Source organism: Lysinibacillus sp. DFXJR4, assembly GCF_057196045.1.
In genome coordinates this window covers 1,499,117-1,518,885 of sequence record NZ_JBXUNW010000001.1, presented here as the reverse complement: position 1 = coordinate 1,518,885, position 19,769 = coordinate 1,499,117, and the positions used below count along the sequence as shown (strand labels likewise).

The following is a 19,769-nucleotide window of genomic DNA, read 5'->3' as shown; positions in this document are numbered from 1 at the left end:
ATACTGCAATATCAATATTTAGGTTTTTACAATTTTATATATTCATGATGTATTGTAAGATTTGTTTTTCTCTTTCCTTTTGACCAGCTATACCAGTTTTAAGAAGTTTCTGATGGTTCTGTGTATCTTCTAATGATTTTAACAATTGATTGGCTAATTTTTGCGTAATCATATCTTTTATGTCGCCAGAAGCCTCTTCTTTTTCTTCCTTCTTGGTTAATTTCACTTCTCTAATAATTACTTTTTCTCCATTTTCTTTCGTTACTATATGACGTATATACCCATTTTCTTTTTTTATTTCATACGTTGCTTTCTTTTTATTGTTTCTAAGAAATAAATCATCCGATAAACGATTAAAACCGTCTTTTTTTAATACACTAAAATAATTACTGCCCCCTAATTGAACATTCAGAGCACCCATCCCCCTATCTTTACAACCAATATTTATATACTTTCTATCGTCATAATAATTTTTATTTAAATATTCTTTTCTTTTTTCTCAAAGCTTAGGTTTATTCTCAAGATTCCTGAGCCTATCTGATAGTGATAGTGATACTTTTACAGTGATTTACCTATTCAGCAGATCTCTATTTTTTGCGTTCAAAAATCTGATATTCGAATGTATAACCCTCTAATGCTGTTTCTGGCTTTTCTGAGGATACTTGTACAAAATCCTGTTCATATTTCGGGAAATAGGTATCCCCATTAAAAGAATGATTAATTTTTGTAATATATAAACGATCTGCGATAGCCATCGATAGGCGGAAAATTTGCTCCCCTCCTATAATCATAATTTCCGGAACATCACCAGCAAGGACGAGGGCTTCCTCTAAACTTGTTGCTGTTTCAATCCCTTCTGCATGATAGCTTTCGTCTCGAGAAATTACGATATTTCTACGACCAGGTAGTGGTCTGCCAATCGATTCAAATGTTTTACGACCCATAATCATCGGCTTGCCCATTGTTTTATTTTTAAAATATTGTAAATCTCCAGGTAAATGCCATGGCATACCATTTTCATAACCAATCACATAATTAGTATCATGTGCCACAATTAAAGAAATCATCTTGTCCCTCCAAATACTTTCATTCATCTTATTATAAACAAATTTTACTGTGACAATTAGCATATTTCTGCCCATTCATAAATTTTTCGATTTTAAATCCTAGTAAAATTATATGAATAGTTTATAATAGAATCATCGAATAGAAAAAAAGGATGGATGATGATGACAAAACTAACAAATGAGGCGATTCACTACATTGAAGCAAATGACTCTACTATTCCGTATTATAATTTAACACCTGCTGAGGCTCGTGCTATTCGAACAGTGCCAAAATGGGAGTCAACACAGGCTCCACAGCTTGCTTCGATTACGGATAGAAAAATAACTGTACGTGATGGTGCAAAAATAAATGTTCGTATTTATAAACCTTCTTTTGACAAAATACTCCCAGTCATTGTTTATTATCATGGGGGTGGCTGGGTATTCGGCAATTTAGAATCTTCTGATGCAGGGTGCCAGCTATTGGCAGAAAAAGCTGAGGCTATTGTTGTGTCAGTTGATTATCGTCTAGCGCCAGAATATCCATTTCCTATTCCGCTTCACGATGCCTATGACAGTTTAGTTTGGGTTTACGAAAACATTCTGCAATTTGGTGGGGATGCAACAAGGTTAAGCGTAGCTGGTGATAGCGCAGGTGGAAACTTAGCAACGGTTGTAGCCTATTTAGCTGCTACATTAAATGGCCCAGCAATCCAAGCACAGGCACTTATTTACCCAGTCGTGAATATAGATTTTACAACAGCATCCTACAGTGCTTATGGAGAACATTATGGTTTAGACAAACAAGGGATGCAATGGTTTGCAGGACATTACACAGATGGACAAAACTATAAAGATCCACTTGTCTCCCCGCTTCAGATTGAGGATGTAAGTGTTTTGCCAAAAACAATTATTATTGCCGCAGAAGCGGATGTTCTCTATGATGAGGGTCTTGCTTATGCACAAAAACTTGCCGATGCAGGCGTAACCGTTGAGCATATCAACATGACTGGATTAATCCATAGCTATTTTAGCAAAATGAACTTTTTTGAAGAAGCGACAATACAAACAGCTGAAAAAATCGCTTGTTTCATGAAATAAGTTTGTCTATTCGCATAAAAGAGTGCGATAATAGAGCAAAATGCTTTTTAAAGGATGACAACATGACACATACGATTGCTTTACAAATTAAAAAACCCTTTGCTGATCAATTAAAAAAAGGCTATCCTCTTATTTCAAAGGATGCTGTTGACGCTAGTCAGCTTCCTAAAGAAGAAGGTGCCCTATTAAGACTACTGGACAGCCATCAACGCTTTCTTGGCATAGGCTACTATGGCATCCAAAATAAAGGCATTGGTTGGATGCTAACAACAGATGTCAACGAAAAAATAGACAAAGCTTTTTTTATTAGAAAATTTACAAAGGCACTTGCAAATCGTCAGAACTTCTTCGATGATCCTAATACAACAGCCTTTCGTATTTTTAATGGTGAAGGTGATGGTATAGGTGGTATCACTATTGACTATTTCGATTCTTACTATCTAGTGAGCTGGTACAGTGCGGGTATCTATTTATGGAAGGATATGATATACGAAGCACTTGCTGAGACAGTAAACTTTACAGCCATTTATGAGAAAAAGCGATTTGATCTTAAAGGGCAATATATGGAGCAGGACGATTTCGTTATGGGGACTCCTGGTGAATTTCCAATCATTATTTTGGAAAATGGCATGAGCTATGCTGTTCATTTAAACGATGGCGCAATGACAGGTATTTTTCTCGATCAACGGGACGTAAGGCTTGCGATTCGTGAACATTACGCAGACCATAGGAATATGCTTAATACGTTCTCCTATACTGGAGCATTTTCTGTTGCGGCGGTACTTGGTGGAGCAGTAAAAACAACAAGTGTAGATGTTGCAAAGCGTAGTTTAGCTAAAACAATTGAGCAATTTAGCGTCAATAACATAGACTATGAATCACAGGATATTAAAGTAATGGATGTTTTTAATTATTTTAAATATGCACAGCGTCATCATTTGAAATATGATCTTGTTGTTTTAGATCCACCTAGCTTTGCACGGACAAAGGAAAGAACGTTCTCAACAGCGAAAGACTATCCGAAATTGTTAATTGACACGATTGCCATCACAGAGAAAAATGGTATTATCGTTGCTTCAACCAATAACGCAAGCTTTGGTATGAAAAAGTTTAAAAGTTTTATTGATCAGGCCTTTAAGGAAACGCATACACGCTATAAAATTGTTGAGGAATACAGCCTGCCGAAGGATTTCCGTGTACCACGTGAATATCCTGAATTTAATTACTTAAAGGTTGTTTTTATAAAAAAAATAGACTAAATGCATCGAGACAGAATCACCTTCCTATGATTCTGTCTTTTTGTTCGGATATGGTTTATTATATAATATACTTACAAATTATAGGTAATTGGAGTGATTAAATGGCGTATATTCGTGAAAAGTTAATGATTACAACTGAAAGGCTAGTCCTGCGATTATTTCAAGCATCTGACGCAGAAACGGTGGCAAAGCTTTGCAATAACTATAATATTTATAAAAGTACATTGTACCTGCCCTATCCATATAGTTTGAATGATGCGTTGTCATGGATAGAACGCCATTACGATCATTTTATGGAGGATATTTCGTACGAGTTTGCAGTAACTGATAAAGAAACTGGCGAATTATATGGAGCAATTGCATTATCGAATAACAAACGTTTTAATCAAGGAGAAATTGCCTATTGGATTGGTGAGCAATATTGGGGAAAAGGCTATGCAACAGAGGCAGCGCAGTCGATTCTACAATTCGGTTTTGAAGAAAAGAAACTGCACAAAGTATTTGCACGATTTTTTTCATCAAACCCTGCTTCTGGAAAAGTAATGAAGAAAATTGGTATGACACAAGAAGGAATATTAAAGGATCATATTATAAAAGACGGTAAATACGAGGATTTAGTATTTTATGGAGTTATTAATCAATAATTTAGAAAGATGGCCTAAGAAGCTTTTTTAGCCCTTAAGCCACCACCCTCTATGATTCTTATAGGTATTTGACAAACCAATCTCGAATATATTCCAATCTATTCATTCTTAACATTGGTTTTCCGCTTCTTGAAAGTTCGTGATTGGATTCAGGGAAGCGAATAAATTTTGCTTCTTTTTTACGATGCTTTAAGGCAATAAACAATTGCTCTGCCTGTTCAATCGGGCAGCGATAGTCTTTTTCACTGTGTAAAATTAACAGTGGTGTCTGTACATTGTCCACATATTTCAGCGGAGAATGATGCCATAGCTTTTCAATATCGTCTAGTCCCGCTTGAATTTGCCAGTCTGTAAAGTAATAGCCAATATCACTTACACCGCAAAAGCTAATCCAGTTAGAGATAGAGCGTTGCGTAACAGCCGCTTTAAAACGGTTTGTATGGCTAACAATCCAGTTAGTCATAAAGCCACCATAGCTGCCTCCTGTCACGCCAAGTCGGTCTTGATCAATAAATTCATACTGTTCCAATACATAGTCAACAGCAGCCATAAGGTCTTGATAATCATTGCCACCATAATCACCTCGGACTGTATCAACAAATTTTTGACCGTAGCCGTGACTACCGCGAGGATTCGTATATAGTACCGCAAAACCTTGTGCAGCAAGTATTTGAAATTCGTTAAAATAGGTATGGGCATACATTGCGTGCGGACCACCATGGATTTCAAGAATAAGTGGATATTTTTCCCCATCCTCATATCCGATGGGCTTCATTATCCAGCCGTTTACTTTCCAGCCATCTGCCCCTTCATATTCAATAGCTTCTGGAACAGATAATATTTTTGATCTTAAAAACTCTTCGTTAACTTTAGTGAGCTGTTCCTTTTCACCAGTTTTCAAATTGACGTAAAATAGATCACCAGGATTTGTTGTAGTGCTGATGGCAACGACTGCTTTATCATTTTGTGAATCAAGTGAAAAACCATAGACATACTGATTATCATGAATCGCTGGATATATTTCTCCAACAATATTTCCAAAATAAATGGCTGTATTTCCGTGATCTGTCACTTGGAAGTAAAAGCTATGACTATCCTTCATCCATTGGACACGTGGAGCCACGACATCTTGTAGATAATCTCCAACTACAAAATCACCGACAGGAGCGTCAAAATCACTTGTTACACCTGTTAAATTACTCTGCTCCAAATCATATATCCATAGCTTTGCTTGTGTAGCGTTTTCAAATTCTCTCTCACTTCCAAGAAAAGCGATGTATCGACTGTTCGGGGACCATGAAGTTTGGTAGAACATCCCCTTTCCTTCTGTTAGTTGGCGCGTTTGTTTTGTTTCTACCTCCAATAAATAAATATCATTATTGAAAGAAAAATCTACATCCTCTGTTAAATCAGCCGAATAAGCCAGATATTTTCCATTTGGTGACCATGTATCCAAATGGAAATGATGGCTTCCTGTCGTCACTTGTTCCAGCTCCCCTGATTCAAGATCGACAATGGCAATGTGAGTATATTGATCCATATCGATAAATCCAGCAGCATCTGATTTATACTTCATGTTGTCAACTTCAAGAGGTTTAAGTTCTTTTTCCTCTTTCTTAACATCTTCTGCTTTATCACAGATATCTTCATTTTTACCAAGCTTTACGGAGAAGGCAATTTTCTTACCACATGGAGACCATACAGGTGATGTCGCACCGTTTTTACAATGCGTAACTTGTTTGGCCTCTCCACCTGTTTTAGCAAGCACAAAAATTTGTGGCTTGCCAGTTCTCGTTGATACAAATGCAATTTTGCTGCCATCAGATGACCATACAGGTGAATTCGTTTTATCATCACCAAATGTCCATTGTAGAGGGTTTTTTTCAGTCAAATTTATATAAAATAAATTAGATACATAGTCATTCTTTTTTTCATCAATACAAGTTTCTACATAAACTACTCCTTTTCCATCAGGTGATACTTGTGGATTTGATACTGATTTTAATCGATATAAATCTTCTGGTTGAATCCCATGTTTCACTGTTATTCGCTCCTTCTTGTTGAATTCTTACATAGTATTTTATTTCGATACACTAAGTATTTTCCCTGCTTAAAAGAAAAAATTTTTTAAGCCTATGTAATCTTTTATATGTGAAGAAGTATTTTACAATGACGAGGTTTCTTACAAAGTGACACCATGCTTGATAAGACTAGTTTTTAGAAATCAAACGCTATATCCCAATAGTCAGCCGTTTTTGTTCTACGATAAAATTTATAAAAAGGTTCATTTGGTCGAGCATGCTCTTTGTAGAGTAAAATAATTGCATGGAGATAGCTTTCAATATGGTTAACAGGAATCCGTTTAGCAAACAATGTCCCCGCTTGAGCTTTTGCCCCCATCGGCACCGCTCCTAAATAAACATCAAAGCTATCCTTTTGATAAATGAGGCCGATATCATCATAGACAGCATTATAGCAAGCCGATGCACAGCCATTAACATTTAAGCGTAATCTTGATGGAACTGCCATCCCTTCTAATGAATCATATAATTGCTCTGTTATTGGGGCTGCCTCCATTTTATCGCCATCACAGAAATCACATGCCTTCATGGCAACAATCGGACCTTGCTTTGCCACGTATAGACCTGCTTTTTGTAGCTCATTTATAGCTTCTCCTAGACCAACAGTAGGAATTGATAATAATATACTGTAGGATGCAGAGTATTTAATAGCACCAGTGTTTCCAACGACCTTTGCGATTATTTGAAATTGTGTTGGAGTATAATGCTTATTAATAATTCCAGGGCTTACCGCAAGGCGAGTAAATTCTCCCTGATGATTTAGCTTTTCAAAGGTTTTCTCTGGTATGTTCATATTAAATGCATTCATGTATAATATCTCTCCTTATGAAAAAGGAGCCAGCAAAATGCTAGCTCAAATTTTAAAAGTTATCTGGATAAAAGCCTTTTGCCAAAATTTGAATCGCTTCTGCGGCACGGACACCTTCAGATGCTGCAGATAATGGTAAAATAACAAAATGTTCGTTTTTCACGGCTTCTGTTTCTTTTAACGCTGGGTCATTCTTTAAGAAATTAATTTTTTCCTCAGCAGATGTCTCCCCATAATCAATGACAACTATCACCTCTGGATCACGTGCAACTGCATCTTCTTTTGAAACAGTTGTCCAACCTGCCTCCACATTACCAAAAATGTTTTTACCCCCAGCAATCGTTACCAACTCATTCATAAAGTTTTGCGCTGCTGTAAAGACTTCCTTATCACCGCTATCAAAAACTAAAACAGGTAACTCTTTGCCATCCTGTGGCAATTTGGCACGAATATTATCTACATCTTTTGTCATTTGATCAATTAAAGATTCTCCACGATCTTCGACACGGAATATTTTTGCGATATTACGAATATCTATGAAAATATCCTCTAAAGTTGGTTTTGTCATATTGGACGCTGTATGTAAATAGGTGTGAATTCCTAATGTCTCAAGCTCTTCAGGAGTACCAACACCTTTTTCACCAAAGGCGCTTTTCCATCCCCCATATAAAAAGTCTGCCTCTGCATCAATAACCTGTTCCTTTGTAGGATATTGGTCAGCTAATACAGGTACTTTATCGTAAGCAGCTTGGAAAGGCTCATAAATTTTATCATCTAAATAGGCTGTACCAACCATTGAATCCTCTAAGCCTAAAGCTAGCATAATTTCTGTTACATGTTGGTTTAAGCTAATTGCTTTTTTGGGCGCCTCTTTATAAACCTGTGTTGTCCCATTATTGTCAATCGTTACTTCTGCCGTTGCCGCTTGCGATGGTTCAACCTTCTCCCCTTGTGCTGCTGATTCTTTATCTTCCTTCGCACTGCATGCACCTAAAATGGCCATCAATGCCAGTGCAAAGACAAGCCACACGCTGTTCCATTTCTTCATGTCCTTTTCTCCTTTGATGTTAAATATATAGTAAGAAATCAGTTGACTTCTTTACTACCATGTTTTTGTTATGTACAGTGTAATAAATTGATAAAGGGCATAAAAAAATCCCCTTGTTTCCAAGAGGTTCGCATAGTGAAATAATGGCTTTTGACCTGATTCACTATCCCCATCCTCGTGGTTAAAGTAAAGAATAATATTGGCAGGTATCCTGGCTTAGGTTCATCATCTATACGCCTTCCCATAGGTTGATTACAGTGGCATTTTGTATAGACTCCCCATTTACAGTTGCGGGACAGCATCGGATTTGCACCGATTTCCCTTTTAAGCAAATGACTAAGGCCATTTGCACCAATATAAAGGTATTATTGATTGTTATAAATATTATTGATAGACTAGCAAAAGAAATTTCTATTCGCAATCTCACAAAAAAATCCATTTACTAATTATCTTTAATATTATAGCACTATTCTTACATAATCGAGAACTATTTTACATTAATTATTTTTCATAATCAGTTGATTTGGAGCACAATTATGACATATTCATATTTCTTGAATTCAACAAAATTCTGTTACAATAAAATGGACGGATTTATAGAAACGAGGATTATTTTATGCATAAAACTATTGGAGTCCTTGCTCATGTGGATGCAGGAAAAACAACATTCTCTGAGCAATTATTATTTCATACAAAAAGTATTCAGGCTCGTGGGCGGGTGGATCATCAAGATACATTTCTGGATAATCATGAGCTGGAGCGTCAACGTGGCATCACAATTTTTGCTGAGCAAGGTCGGATGACAATTGGCAACGATACCTATACATTAATCGATACACCAGGACACGTCGACTTCTCCCCTGAGATGGAGCGTGCGATTCGTGTTATGGATTATGCCATCATTGTGATTAGTGCAGTTGAGGGGTTACAGGGGCATACAGAAACAGTCTGGCACCTATTACGTCAGTATCACATTCCAACCTTCTTTTTTATCAATAAAATTGATCGTGAAGGTGCAGCGGTGGATAATGTTATGGCACAGCTTCAAAAGGATTGCTCTAAGGACGTACTACTAGTAAATGAAATGTTCCATTCGGATTATATTCCTTCTAACATAATGGAATGGCTAGCTGAACGTGATGACAATCTTTTGGATGCTTTTCTTAATGAAACATTAGATAGTGGTAGCTGTTTTACCCAACTCCAAGCGATGATTAAACAGGAAAAGGCATTTTTGTGCTTTACTGGCTCAGCATTAAAAGATATCGGCATAAAGGAATTCCTTGCACAGCTCCCGCTGCTTACTGAAACACATTTCAATGCTGCTGCACCATTTCAAGGTGAAGTCTTTAAAATTCGACACGATGGCCATCAACGTTTAACTTTTATTAAGGCATTACAGGGAACCTTGCATATTCGAGATGAGTTTTCTTTTGGAGACGTAACCGAAAAAGTGACGGAAATAAGGTTATATAACGGACATCGTTATGAAGCCGTACAGGAAGTGACAGCTGGCGAAATTTTTGCTGTAAAAGGGCTTAGCTTAGCAAATATTGGTGCAATCCTCGGAAGCTCTAGTAACCCACAGCCCTATGAGTTAGTGCCAACTCTTCAGGCCAAAGTACAATACAAGGGAGACCAGCATATAAAGGAAGTCTTAAAAATCTTTCGTATCCTTGAAGCGGAAGAGCCTTCATTACGTGTGATTTGGCATGAAAAATTTCAAGAGATTCAAGTACATATTATGGGGGTTATCCAGCTTGAGGTCCTTATTGAAGTGCTAAACAAGCGATTTTCACTAGCCATTTCATTCGGGGAGCCACAGATATTATATATGGAAACAATTGCATCAACTGTTACAGGATATGGTCATTTCGAACCTTTAAAGCACTATGCAGAAGTACATTTATTAATGGAGCCAAGTGCACGCGGTACTGGTATTACATTTGTCAATGCATGTCATACGGACGATTTATCCGTTGGGCATCAACGACTGATTGAAAAGCACTTATTCGAGCGCGAACATCATGGATTACTAACAGGCTTTCCCGTAACTGATATTCGTTTTACGCTTTTAACGGGGCGTGCACATATTAAGCATACCGACGGCGGCGATTTTCGCGTGGCCACATTCCGAGCATTACGGCAAGGGCTTGAACAAGCGGTGAACATCCTTCTGGAGCCCTATTACCGCTTTAAGTTAAAAGCATCTACCGATTTTATCGGCCGCATAATGACAGATATTCAGCAAGCATCCGGTACATTTGACCCTCCAGTTGTTTCAGAAGAGGATGTCATGATTACTGGTCGTGCTCCTGTCGCGACATTTATGAACTATAGTACGACCTTTGCGGCCTACACCAATGGTAAGGGTGTGCTTTCTCTACAATTTGATGGCTACGATAAATGTCATAATCCGAACGAAATTATTACTCAAATCGGCTACAATAAAAATGCCGATCCTGAATATACATCCGCAAGTATTTTTTGTGCAAAAGGAAAAGGCTATTCCGTTCCATGGCATGAGGCACAAGCAGCAATGCATTGTATCAAATAATTTAGAAAAGTAGAAACAGGACATGTGGAATTGATACCATGTCCTGTTTCTGTACTGCAGATTCTATTAATTCTGGTTTCGAGAGGTATTGATTAAACTGAGCGGATTTCTCCTTGGCCTGAGCAGTTTTATGGCTTGCCTGAGCGGGTTTCACTTGAACCTGAGCGATTTTTGGGATGACCGGAGCGGGTTTCTCCTGTACCCGAGCAAGTTTTGGGATGACCGGAGCGGGTTTCTCCTGTACCCGAGCTATTTTTTGGATGACCAGAGCGGGTTTCTCCTGTACCCGAGCAAGTTTTGGGATGACCGGAGTGGTTTTCCCATGTAACTGAGCTATTCTTGAGCTGACATGAGCAGTTTTCTCTTGAGCCCATGTTGTTCTTGGATTAAATAGAACAATTTCCACTGACCTGAGCAGCTGCTTTTTTCTATAATGCCCATACATTTTGCCTTGTGTCTTTGAAAGGGCGATAAGAAGGTTCTACAACAGCATAGCTATGGGAATTCGAAAAGTCTGTTAACACTTTGCCTGGTCTACTTTTCAAAAGTTGCAAATTATCAATTAATTCCAGCAATAGCTCATGACCATTACCACGTGGATGCCAGTTTAAATGATAATCATTTAGTTCCTTCACGGCTTGTAAAAAATGCTTATACTCACGTTCTACTAGACTAATAAGTTTGTTATCCTGAGCAATTCGTGATAAATCTTCCAAATAAGTTTCATAAAAGCGCATCACAATTGAGCACAATAAATCATTGACACGAGCAGCACTTAATACAGGCTTAGGCTCTACAGAAAATCGTTCTAGATTTGGTTTAGAACGGGTTGAATCGATACGTGTAATTAAATGATAAAGCTCGCCATCCACCTCATACACAATTGGATTTGTTGGCATATACATCATAAAGCTATTTGTTTTCGTTTTCAGGTTCTCTGCTATCTCTGCCCTTGCGAAAAGATGTCCATTAAATTCCTCATTTTGAATCCAAATAATATCCTTATTATATAAAATTTGTTCAAATAGTCGCTGATTACTAATAAGACGGGTTGCAAGTAATTGATCAACAAGTGATTCCACAACCATTCTTGTTTTTGCTTGCTTGGCAACTTCAGTGCGTGGCTGCTTACAAATTTTCATATCCTCAATGTGCGTTTCCTGTGCTGACCATACATGAATATTCGTCATATGTGCATCCTCTTTTCGTACATATTTTCAAAACGGAAGTCATCAGTAAAAAAAGGATTTCCTTCATATTTAGAGGAAATCCTTCAATTTATTGTTTTCGTTCATCACAAAAGGTCAAACGATACCCAAATCTAAATGTATGGGAACTCATCCACATACCTTTATTTAATTTGGGCGTTTGACGTACTGTGACAAACAGAGCATTCTGTTTTGTCAACATGCCACCTCCTATTCCTCGTAGGGTTATGGTGTGTACTCATAATAGGCAGGTATCCTGACTTATGGTCATCGCTTCTTTTCCCCTTCCCGTTGAAAACAGTGGTATTTGAAAAGTCGCTCACATTTACAGTTGCGGGACAGTGTCGGATTTGCACCGACTTCCCTTTTCAGTAAATTGCACGCAATTTACACCTATTATTACACGCTATTCAGTTGTTAATTTTAGCCATTTTAAAGATGTCGGAACTAGCGGAGTAAATATTCCTCACCGACTATCAAACTAAATTGTAATATGTATTCTATTATTTGTCAAAATGAAAAAAACTACCTTAATTAAGAAGATATAGTTACTAACATACTTATTCATTGTTTTAACACTTCTATTTTTACCAATTTCTTAATAATATCAGAATACAAAATTCTCAAATTAGGTAATATATCAATATTTTTAAATTTAATACGATAATATCCTTACAAAACAAAAATCAAAAACGAAATGACATATAATACACTAGCTGCAAGGATTTAACAAATGGTTTTTTGGGCTAAATACAGCTGAAGCTTCAGAAGTAGAAAAAGATATGATTGAAGTAGACCCATTAATTAGAAATCTAAAAACAAAACATCCTGATTGAACTATTACACAAGTAACTTTAGATGAAGTTGCTAAAGTTAAAGAAGAATTGGAAAATTATCCAGTCTTAAGAGGTCCAGCGCTACCATTAACAGCTCCTATATTGATCAAATTGCATCACAAGTTGGCACAATCAATGAATATGAAGATATTCGTACGCAAGCTTCTCATGCAGTTTCAGGCACTGTTTCCATAGGAGTGATGGAAGTTGGGTATGGAAATGACAATGCATAGATGATGAGCGTTTTACTTATCAAAATCGTGATTATAAAATTAATGTTGCTCCTTAGATTTTAATAATAATAGAATTATTGATGGGTTTTATCATACAGTAACTTTTAATTCAGACTTAAAAATCTCAAGTGGAACTTCTGCATACTATAAGATTAGATTTACTTCTGAAAATTACCCATTTTATAATTTAGGAATCCTTTGAAGGGAGGTGTATTTAAAAGTGGTTTCTATGGAAGATATGAGTATAAGGTTATTTATACTTCGAGGAGCTTACGGATACAAAGGTTTTACTGAACAAGTTGGCGAAAATATGTATAAAGTTGATACGAAAGCTTTTCAAGAAACGATAGAACATGCAAAAGAACCGATTGATGCTAGTAAAGTTTCAAAGTTATCATCTGATCAAATTAAAGTGTTACAAGGTGCTCCAAGTGGCAGTTGGTTGATTCCTTTATTGAATAGAATGGGACAATTAGGAATGATGGATTTACGTGAGGGACTAGTCAACCCCAAAATATTCCAATATACTTCGACAATGAATGCTTATAAAAGATCGATTTAAGCCAATTTTTAATAGGAACACAAAAAGCCTAGGCACCAACATTACTTTTGAGTCTAGGCTTTTTACATAATTATTTATAACGTCTTTGCTAAATTGTCATGTACATGTATCAACAATTCATACTTCTTAAACATGTGGGTTATGTGATTTTTTTCTAAGTTTCTTCTATTACATGATTATGCCTTGAATCGCTGTGTAAGCTTTTGTAAATTTTCTGCTTGCACACATAAATCTTGTGATACTGTATTGACTGCTTGCATCGAGGCACTTTGCTCATCTACTGATTGTAAAACAACTTCTGTATAATGTGATAACTTATCCATTCCAGAAGCAATTGTCATAACTGATTTCGTTACTTCATTAGCACTACCTGAAAGCTCCTCAGCTGTAGCAGATATATCCTCCAGTTGACTCGTCATTTTACTTACATGTTGAGATATCGTACCAAATGATTTTGTTGCTTCATCAATGACATAGACACCTTGCTGAACATTTTTTAAATCCTCTTCAACCGATGATGCAACCTGTGTCGTATCATTTTCAATTCCAACTACTAGCTCAACAATTTGATGTGCTGAATGTTTGGATTGCTCTGCCAACTTACGAACTTCCTCTGCTACCACCGCAAAACCCTGACCATGCTCCCCAGCTCGTGCTGCTTCAATCGCTGCATTTAATGCTAGTAAATTCGTTTGATCTGTAATGGTTGTTATCATATCAATCATGGATTTAATATCCATCATTTTATTTGTTAACTGCTGCATTAATTGACTTGTTTTTTCAGTTGAATTTGAGATAAATTGCATCTGATTTTTAGCCACATGTAAAATTTCTGCACCGTTACCGGCAACATCATTTGCTTCCTTTGCATGGTCAAAAACATCTTGCGTTGCCACAGTTATTCGTTCAATGCCATCAGCTGTTTCTTGCATCGCCACCGCACTTTCATTGGCCGATTGTGCTACATGCTTAAGTCTATCTGACGTTTTTTCCATTTGAGAATCGACTTCATCAACAGCCATCGTAATTTCATTTGTACTGGCTGATAGCTCCTCTATACTAGCAGATAAGTCTGAAGAGCTATTGGCAATTTTTTGTGTGATAATTTGTAATTGTTCTTTCATCTCTAAGAATGCTTTCGTTAACGATGAAATTTCATCATTGGAATTCACTTCAATAGGAGCAGTATGCAAATTTCCCTCTGCAATTGCCTGAGCAGATGCTGCTAATTGGTTGATGGGCTTAATAATTTTATACTGTACATAGACAATATAGGAAAGTGTCATTGCAATTCCCAGTATTGTTAATAATGTAGATAACCAATCCAATGATGTAACATTTGCTAGGTCTATGACTAAAATAATAATCATAAGAACATTTAAAGCAGAAAAACCAATTATACTTCTTTTTCCTAAACTCATACTAATTTCCCCCAACTATAATAATATTCCAATGTAGTTATTATAGTTGAATTTCCCTTAGATTCACAGAAAAAGACCCCTCAATTGTAAGAATTAAGTCATATCAATTAAATCCCAGTGTAATTGTGTCTGGATTTTCGAGCTCACTCGAAAAACTCTCTTCAAAATTCGTGACATCCGTCAGGGCTTTTAGGCCAACCTTGATGTTGGTACTAAGGCGTTTTAACAAGATGTGGAGTTCTTTACCTTAGTTTCTCTATTATAGCGGGCATTTGTACCCGCACTGAAAAGGAAAGAATCACCTCATCACCTATAAAGATGGGAGTATCTATGCATGACTCTTCGCTTTCGTACAGTAAAAATCTGCTGAATCAAGATAAAAAAGCACTTTACGCTTGGCAAAGTGCTCTCTAAAAACTATTATTTCAATTTCATAATGCTTGATCCTGCAATACCAGGATGTGTCATTTCATATGGGTCTAAAATTAAATCTAATTGTTCAGTTGTTAGTACGCCAGCTTCCAAACATAAATCACGAATTGAACGACCTGATAGGATTGCTTCACGTGCTAGACGAGCAGCCACTTCATAGCCGATATGTGGATTAACAGCCGTTAGGACACCAACACTTTTCTCTACATACTCCTTCATACGCTCTTCATTTGCTTCAATATCTTTTAAGCAGTTTTCAGTAAACGCACGGAATACATTATTCATAATGCTGATGGATTGAATTAGGTTAAATACTAATACAGGCTCCATCACGTTTAATTCTAATTGACCTGCTTCAGATGCTAGAGAAATTGTTTGATCATTGCCGATTACCTGGAAGGCAACTTGATTTAAAACTTCTGGCATTACTGGATTTACCTTACCTGGCATAATGGAAGATCCCGGTTGGCGAGCTGGCAAGATAATCTCTCCTAAGCCGGCACGTGGCCCAGAAGCCATTAAGCGAAGGTCATTCGCAATTTTAGAGATGTTAATCATACAGATTTTTAATGCACCAGACACTTCTGTATAAGCATCTGTATTTTGTGTAGCGTCTACTAAATGAGTTGCACCTTTTAACGGTAATCCTGAAATTTCAGCAAGATGCTCATCGACAGACTTAATGTAATCCGGGAATGCATTTAAACCTGTTCCAACTGCTGTTGCGCCCATATTCACATCATATAAATTTGGGCGAGTTTGACGGATACGTACAATATCACGGTTGATCACACGGCAGTAAGCTTCGAACTCTTGTCCTAATCGAATTGGCACTGCGTCTTGTAAATGTGTACGTCCCATCTTAATTACATGTGCAAATTGCTCTGCTTTTTGGTGGAATACAGCTTGCATATTATCCATCGTTAGCAGTAATTCATCTATTAAATTTAAAACAGCAATATGAATAGCTGTTGGGAAAGCATCATTTGTTGATTGGGACATATTCACATGACTATTTGGACTGATAGATTGATAGTCCCCTTTTTCTTTCCCTAAAATTTCTAGGGCACGGTTTGCAATTACTTCATTGGCATTCATGTTGATCGATGTACCTGCACCGCCCTGGATTGGGTCTACAATAAATTCTGCATCCCATTTTCCATCTATCACTTCTTGTGCTGCTTCGACAATTGCCTCACCAATTTCTTTTGATAATAGGTGTACTTCCATATTGCCCAATGCTGCTGCTTTTTTAACAATTCCCATTGCTTTAATTAAAGCTGAGTGAATTGTGTAGCCTGTAATAGGAAAGTTTTCAGTCGCACGTAGCGTTTGAATCCCATAATAAGCATTTGCTGGTAATACTCGTTCACCTAAAAAATCTTTTTCTATACGTTGTGTTGACATCATTGTCGTCTCCTTTTATGCAATACTCACACTTGATAGTAGCTAATTAATGGCGGATTGTAAACAGGCATTTTTCTGTAAAATAAAAAAATCCTTTAAAAAAGTAAATTATTCGCTAAAAACCGAGCGCATTCTATACGCTCGGTCCATTTTTCCGCATTAAGTTGTGAATGTCATAAAAAAGAAGCAAGTAATAACCTTTCCAATAAATCCCGCACTTTCTTTTTTATTTATCTGAAGTTACAGTAAAACGACTATTTTTATGAGTTGGATTTTCAATTTCATCTATTACAGCGATTGCATAATCCGCATAACTTACATAGCTTTCACCAGCAGCATTTACCAATAAATGGTCAGCACCTGCTTTGTAGCTTCCTGTTCTTGGACCTTCTGGATCAAAGAATGCAGATGGACTTAAAAATGTCCAAGTAATTGCAGATTGTTGTAAATCAAGTAGATTTTCACCTTGGTTTTTAGCTGTTGCATAAAACATTTCGGGAAAGTCTGGTGTATCCATTACACGCGTAGTTTTTTCTGGGTCTACAAACAAACTGCCCGCTCCACCAACAACAAATAATTTTGTATCTATGCCAGTTAGAATATCAATTAAATGACGACCTACTTTTACATGTAATTCTTCCTGACCAAACGGAGCGCCAAACGCATTAATAACAACATCAAAGCCTTTTACATCCTCTTGTGTTAAGGCAAATACGTCTTTCTCCAAAACAGGGATATTAGCTTCTACTTTCGATGCAGAGCGTACGATGGCTGTTACATCATGACCACGTTGTAATGCTTCCTCTACTATTTTTTGTCCTGCCTTCCCTGTTGCTCCAATTACACCAATTTTCATTATGGGTTCCTCCTAGTTTATAGTTGTAACTATTTAAGTTACAGGTAGAGTACAAAAGATCGACTCCGTTTAAAGACGAAGTTGATCTAGCACATCCTGTAAAGTTTGTGCTTGTAACTGTTCTTCCATTGCATGCCAAATAGATGTATAGACACCCTCCAACGTATGTTGGATTTTTCGTCCCACCATACAGGCTGGATTTGGCTCATCATGAATCGCAAAAAGTTGCTCTGGCCCATCAATTGCCTGATAGATAGCCAATAATGTTAGATCTTTTGGCTCTACTAATAGCTCATAACCAGCGATACCTGTTTGTGATGACAGCAATCCTGCTTTTTTGAGGGTACCAATCATGCGTCTTACCACAACTGGATTTGTATTGACACTTCCTGCCATAAAATCAGAGGTTAGCTGACTTTTATCAGATGTTGTTGCAATGAGCGAAAGTATATGGATCGCTACCGAAAATCGACTGTTCACCATATGTATCACCACCTGTTGTAACTATTATAGTTACAGGTATCAAAAAAGGCAAGAAAATTGCTTTATTTAACACCTGTTTTATTTTTTCCGTTTAAAATGCATCTTATACTTTTCTCTCGTATAAAAAAACAGATTGAAGTTCAGCATTAAATTTTCTTTACGTAAATAACTAGCTCTTGTCGGATTTCTCCGTTTTCCTCATAAAAATCTAGGTTATGAAATTCATACTTAAAGTGACCTAATGGGAATGTTACACTCTCTCCTTGTGCTGCTGCTAATATGCCAGCTACATCCTGTGACACCATTTGTAAAAGCTCTGTACCTGTAAATGTTTCTACAAATATTACGTTCATCTAAAACACCTCCTAGGCTATTATAGCTTAGAAAGCGCTTTATTTATAATACATCCTTATCGTCTAAGACGAATTTCATCAATTACCTGCATCATTTTCTTAATTTGCTCCTGTGTTAATTTTGTAGAGATGTGGAATTGCTCATGTTGTTCAATAGCATTTTTTTCTGGTTGAGGCGAATGGATAGTCAACTTCCTTCTACGTTGTTTTTCTCCTCTTTCATCTATTTGAAACATCATTGATTTCCTCATACTATTCACCTCTACATTTTTATTTGACCCCTAAAGATTTCTTAGTATTGATATCTAATTTTAGTATATATCCTATAATTGCCATATTCAATATAATGGAAAACTCTCTTTTGAAACATTTGGTGAATTATTCTAACATTTTACCTTTTTTAGGGAAATTATATTCTAAAAAAACAGCAACCAAATCGGCTGCTGTTATAGTTATACGGCTATGGGTGCTTTAATTGCTGGATGCGGATTATAGCCCTCAATCGTTAAATCTTCAAGCTCTATATCAAAAATTGACGTTTTATTCGGATTAATTTTCAAGGTTGGTAGGTCCTTTGGTTCACGAGAAAGCTGCTCTTTTACTTGCTCCACGTGATTTATATATATATGAGCATCCCCAATGCTATGAATAAACTCGCCAACTTCTAATCCACACTCATGCGCAATTAAATGTGTCAATAATGCGTAGGAAGCAATATTAAATGGACAACCCAATAGTGTATCCAGACTTCTTTGCATCAATTGACAGCTCAACTTACCATCTGCTACATAAAATTGGAACATCACATGACATGGAGGTAATGCCGCTTTACTGCCTTTTGCTCCTGCATCAATCACATCTTCTGGATTCCAAGCATTGACAATGATACGTCTTGAATCAGGATTATGTTTAATTTGATGGATTACATCCTGCAATTGATCAAGGCTCTCCCCTGTAGATGTTGTCCAATTGCGCCATTGCTTGCCGTAGACATTCCCTAGTTCCCCATATTTGCGTGCAAATTCATCGTCTGACAATACACGCTCACAAAATGATGCCAGCTGTTTTTGATAAGTCACGTTAAATGATTCATCAACTAAACACCGTCTACCAAAATCGGTCATATCAGGACCTGAATAGTCATCAGATTCAATCCATTTTTTAAAGGCCCACTCATCCCAAATATGATTATTATTCTGTAATAGATATCGAATATTAGTATCACCTTTAATAAACCAAAGTAACTCACTAGCTACAAGTTTAAACGGAATACGTTTTGTCGTTAACAATGGAAAGCCTTTACTGAGATCAAAACGCATTTGATGGCCAAATACACTATATGTCCCTGTCCCTGTACGATCTTCCTTTTTAATGCCATTCTCTAATATATGTTGTAGTAAATGTAAATACGCAGTTTCTGGATGCGTCATCGTC

Annotated in this window: 20 protein-coding genes and 2 riboswitches; of the genes, 5 read left to right on the top strand and 15 right to left on the bottom strand. The window is 36.9% G+C overall.

Translation table 11 applies throughout. The features are described 5' to 3' along the window. Nucleotides 1-34: 34 nt before the first annotated feature. Together AC2CGN_RS07765 and AC2CGN_RS07760 are read right to left on the bottom strand one after the other, a co-directional pair. The gene (locus AC2CGN_RS07765; protein ID WP_429981696.1) at nt 35-421 is read right to left on the bottom strand and encodes a hypothetical protein; all 387 of its coding nucleotides are present in this window, start codon (nt 419-421) and stop codon (nt 35-37) included. A gap of 166 nt (nt 422-587) precedes the next feature. Continuing rightward, entirely contained in the window at nt 588-1,067 is a 480-nt protein-coding gene (locus AC2CGN_RS07760; protein ID WP_429981695.1) for a dihydrofolate reductase, read from the bottom strand. Nucleotides 1,068-1,229: 162 nt separating this feature from the next. Between AC2CGN_RS07760 and AC2CGN_RS07755 the strand changes: the two genes are divergently transcribed. The 3 genes from AC2CGN_RS07755 (at nt 1,230) to AC2CGN_RS07745 (ending at nt 4,050) form a co-directional block, all read left to right on the top strand. Continuing rightward, nucleotides 1,230-2,147: an alpha/beta hydrolase gene (locus AC2CGN_RS07755; RefSeq protein ID WP_429981694.1), complete on the top strand. Its 918-nt coding sequence runs from the start codon at nt 1,230-1,232 to the stop codon at nt 2,145-2,147. Nucleotides 2,148-2,209: 62 nt separating this feature from the next. Further along, nucleotides 2,210-3,406: a class I SAM-dependent rRNA methyltransferase gene (locus AC2CGN_RS07750; protein ID WP_286926652.1), complete on the top strand. Its 1,197-nt coding sequence runs from the start codon at nt 2,210-2,212 to the stop codon at nt 3,404-3,406. 101 nt (nt 3,407-3,507) lie between these two features. Further along, entirely contained in the window at nt 3,508-4,050 is a 543-nt protein-coding gene (locus tag AC2CGN_RS07745; RefSeq protein ID WP_484513065.1) for a GNAT family N-acetyltransferase, read from the top strand. 58 nt (nt 4,051-4,108) lie between these two features. Here AC2CGN_RS07745 and AC2CGN_RS07740 read toward each other — a convergent pair whose 3' ends face one another. The 3 genes from AC2CGN_RS07740 to AC2CGN_RS07730 form a co-directional block, all read right to left on the bottom strand. Continuing rightward, nucleotides 4,109-6,097: a S9 family peptidase gene (locus AC2CGN_RS07740; protein ID WP_484513193.1), complete on the bottom strand. Its 1,989-nt coding sequence runs from the start codon at nt 6,095-6,097 to the stop codon at nt 4,109-4,111. Nucleotides 6,098-6,267: 170 nt separating this feature from the next. Further along, complete coding sequence (locus AC2CGN_RS07735) at nt 6,268-6,939, bottom strand: precorrin-3B methylase (protein ID WP_484513063.1); 672 nt, start codon at nt 6,937-6,939, stop codon at nt 6,268-6,270. Nucleotides 6,940-6,991: 52 nt separating this feature from the next. After that, the gene (locus AC2CGN_RS07730; protein ID WP_484513061.1) at nt 6,992-7,987 is read right to left on the bottom strand and encodes an ABC transporter substrate-binding protein; all 996 of its coding nucleotides are present in this window, start codon (nt 7,985-7,987) and stop codon (nt 6,992-6,994) included. Nucleotides 7,988-8,171: 184 nt separating this feature from the next. Further along, a riboswitch (cobalamin riboswitch) is annotated at nt 8,172-8,358 on the bottom strand. 245 nt (nt 8,359-8,603) lie between these two features. On the opposite strand from AC2CGN_RS07730, the gene AC2CGN_RS07725 reads away from it, so the two are divergent. Continuing rightward, nucleotides 8,604-10,544 carry a GTP-binding protein gene (locus AC2CGN_RS07725; protein WP_484513060.1) on the top strand — a complete coding sequence of 647 codons (1,941 nt, stop codon included), beginning with the start codon at nt 8,604-8,606 and terminating at the stop codon, nt 10,542-10,544. Nucleotide 10,545: 1 nt separating this feature from the next. Here the strand turns inward: AC2CGN_RS07725 and AC2CGN_RS07720 are convergent, their stop codons facing one another. From AC2CGN_RS07720 to AC2CGN_RS07710, 3 genes are all read right to left on the bottom strand, one after another. Further along, nucleotides 10,546-10,950, bottom strand: coding sequence for a hypothetical protein (locus tag AC2CGN_RS07720; RefSeq protein ID WP_484513058.1), 405 nt, complete (start codon nt 10,948-10,950; stop codon nt 10,546-10,548). A 22-nt stretch (nt 10,951-10,972) separates the two neighbouring features. After that, nucleotides 10,973-11,734 carry a hypothetical protein gene (locus tag AC2CGN_RS07715; RefSeq protein WP_484513056.1) on the bottom strand — a complete coding sequence of 254 codons (762 nt, stop codon included), beginning with the start codon at nt 11,732-11,734 and terminating at the stop codon, nt 10,973-10,975. An 88-nt stretch (nt 11,735-11,822) separates the two neighbouring features. Next, nucleotides 11,823-11,951 carry a hypothetical protein gene (locus AC2CGN_RS07710; protein WP_429981686.1) on the bottom strand — a complete coding sequence of 43 codons (129 nt, stop codon included), beginning with the start codon at nt 11,949-11,951 and terminating at the stop codon, nt 11,823-11,825. 30 nt (nt 11,952-11,981) lie between these two features. Further along, a riboswitch (cobalamin riboswitch) is annotated at nt 11,982-12,164 on the bottom strand. Between the two features lie 895 nt (nt 12,165-13,059). Between AC2CGN_RS07710 and AC2CGN_RS07705 the strand changes: the two genes are divergently transcribed. Further along, complete coding sequence (locus tag AC2CGN_RS07705) at nt 13,060-13,383, top strand: hypothetical protein (RefSeq protein ID WP_484513054.1); 324 nt, start codon at nt 13,060-13,062, stop codon at nt 13,381-13,383. Between the two features lie 176 nt (nt 13,384-13,559). Here the strand turns inward: AC2CGN_RS07705 and AC2CGN_RS07700 are convergent, their stop codons facing one another. From AC2CGN_RS07700 to AC2CGN_RS07670, 7 genes are all read right to left on the bottom strand, one after another. Further along, nucleotides 13,560-14,804, bottom strand: coding sequence for a methyl-accepting chemotaxis protein (locus AC2CGN_RS07700; protein ID WP_429981670.1), 1,245 nt, complete (start codon nt 14,802-14,804; stop codon nt 13,560-13,562). Between the two features lie 420 nt (nt 14,805-15,224). Continuing rightward, nucleotides 15,225-16,646 (bottom strand): aspartate ammonia-lyase, encoded by a 1,422-nt coding sequence (aspA, locus tag AC2CGN_RS07695; protein ID WP_484513052.1) that lies wholly within the window; start codon nt 16,644-16,646, stop codon nt 15,225-15,227. A 223-nt stretch (nt 16,647-16,869) separates the two neighbouring features. Further along, complete coding sequence (locus AC2CGN_RS07690) at nt 16,870-17,499, bottom strand: NAD(P)-dependent oxidoreductase (RefSeq protein WP_429981669.1); 630 nt, start codon at nt 17,497-17,499, stop codon at nt 16,870-16,872. 69 nt (nt 17,500-17,568) lie between these two features. Beyond that, nucleotides 17,569-17,982 (bottom strand): Rrf2 family transcriptional regulator, encoded by a 414-nt coding sequence (locus AC2CGN_RS07685; protein ID WP_429981668.1) that lies wholly within the window; start codon nt 17,980-17,982, stop codon nt 17,569-17,571. Nucleotides 17,983-18,128: 146 nt separating this feature from the next. Continuing rightward, nucleotides 18,129-18,335: a thymidylate synthase gene (locus AC2CGN_RS07680; protein ID WP_429981667.1), complete on the bottom strand. Its 207-nt coding sequence runs from the start codon at nt 18,333-18,335 to the stop codon at nt 18,129-18,131. A 56-nt stretch (nt 18,336-18,391) separates the two neighbouring features. Then, entirely contained in the window at nt 18,392-18,574 is a 183-nt protein-coding gene (locus AC2CGN_RS07675; RefSeq protein WP_286926631.1) for a hypothetical protein, read from the bottom strand. 213 nt (nt 18,575-18,787) lie between these two features. Beyond that, a complete protein-coding gene (locus AC2CGN_RS07670; protein WP_484513048.1) occupies nt 18,788-19,765 on the bottom strand; it encodes a thymidylate synthase in 978 nt (325 codons plus the stop codon). Nucleotides 19,766-19,769 lie beyond the last annotated feature (4 nt).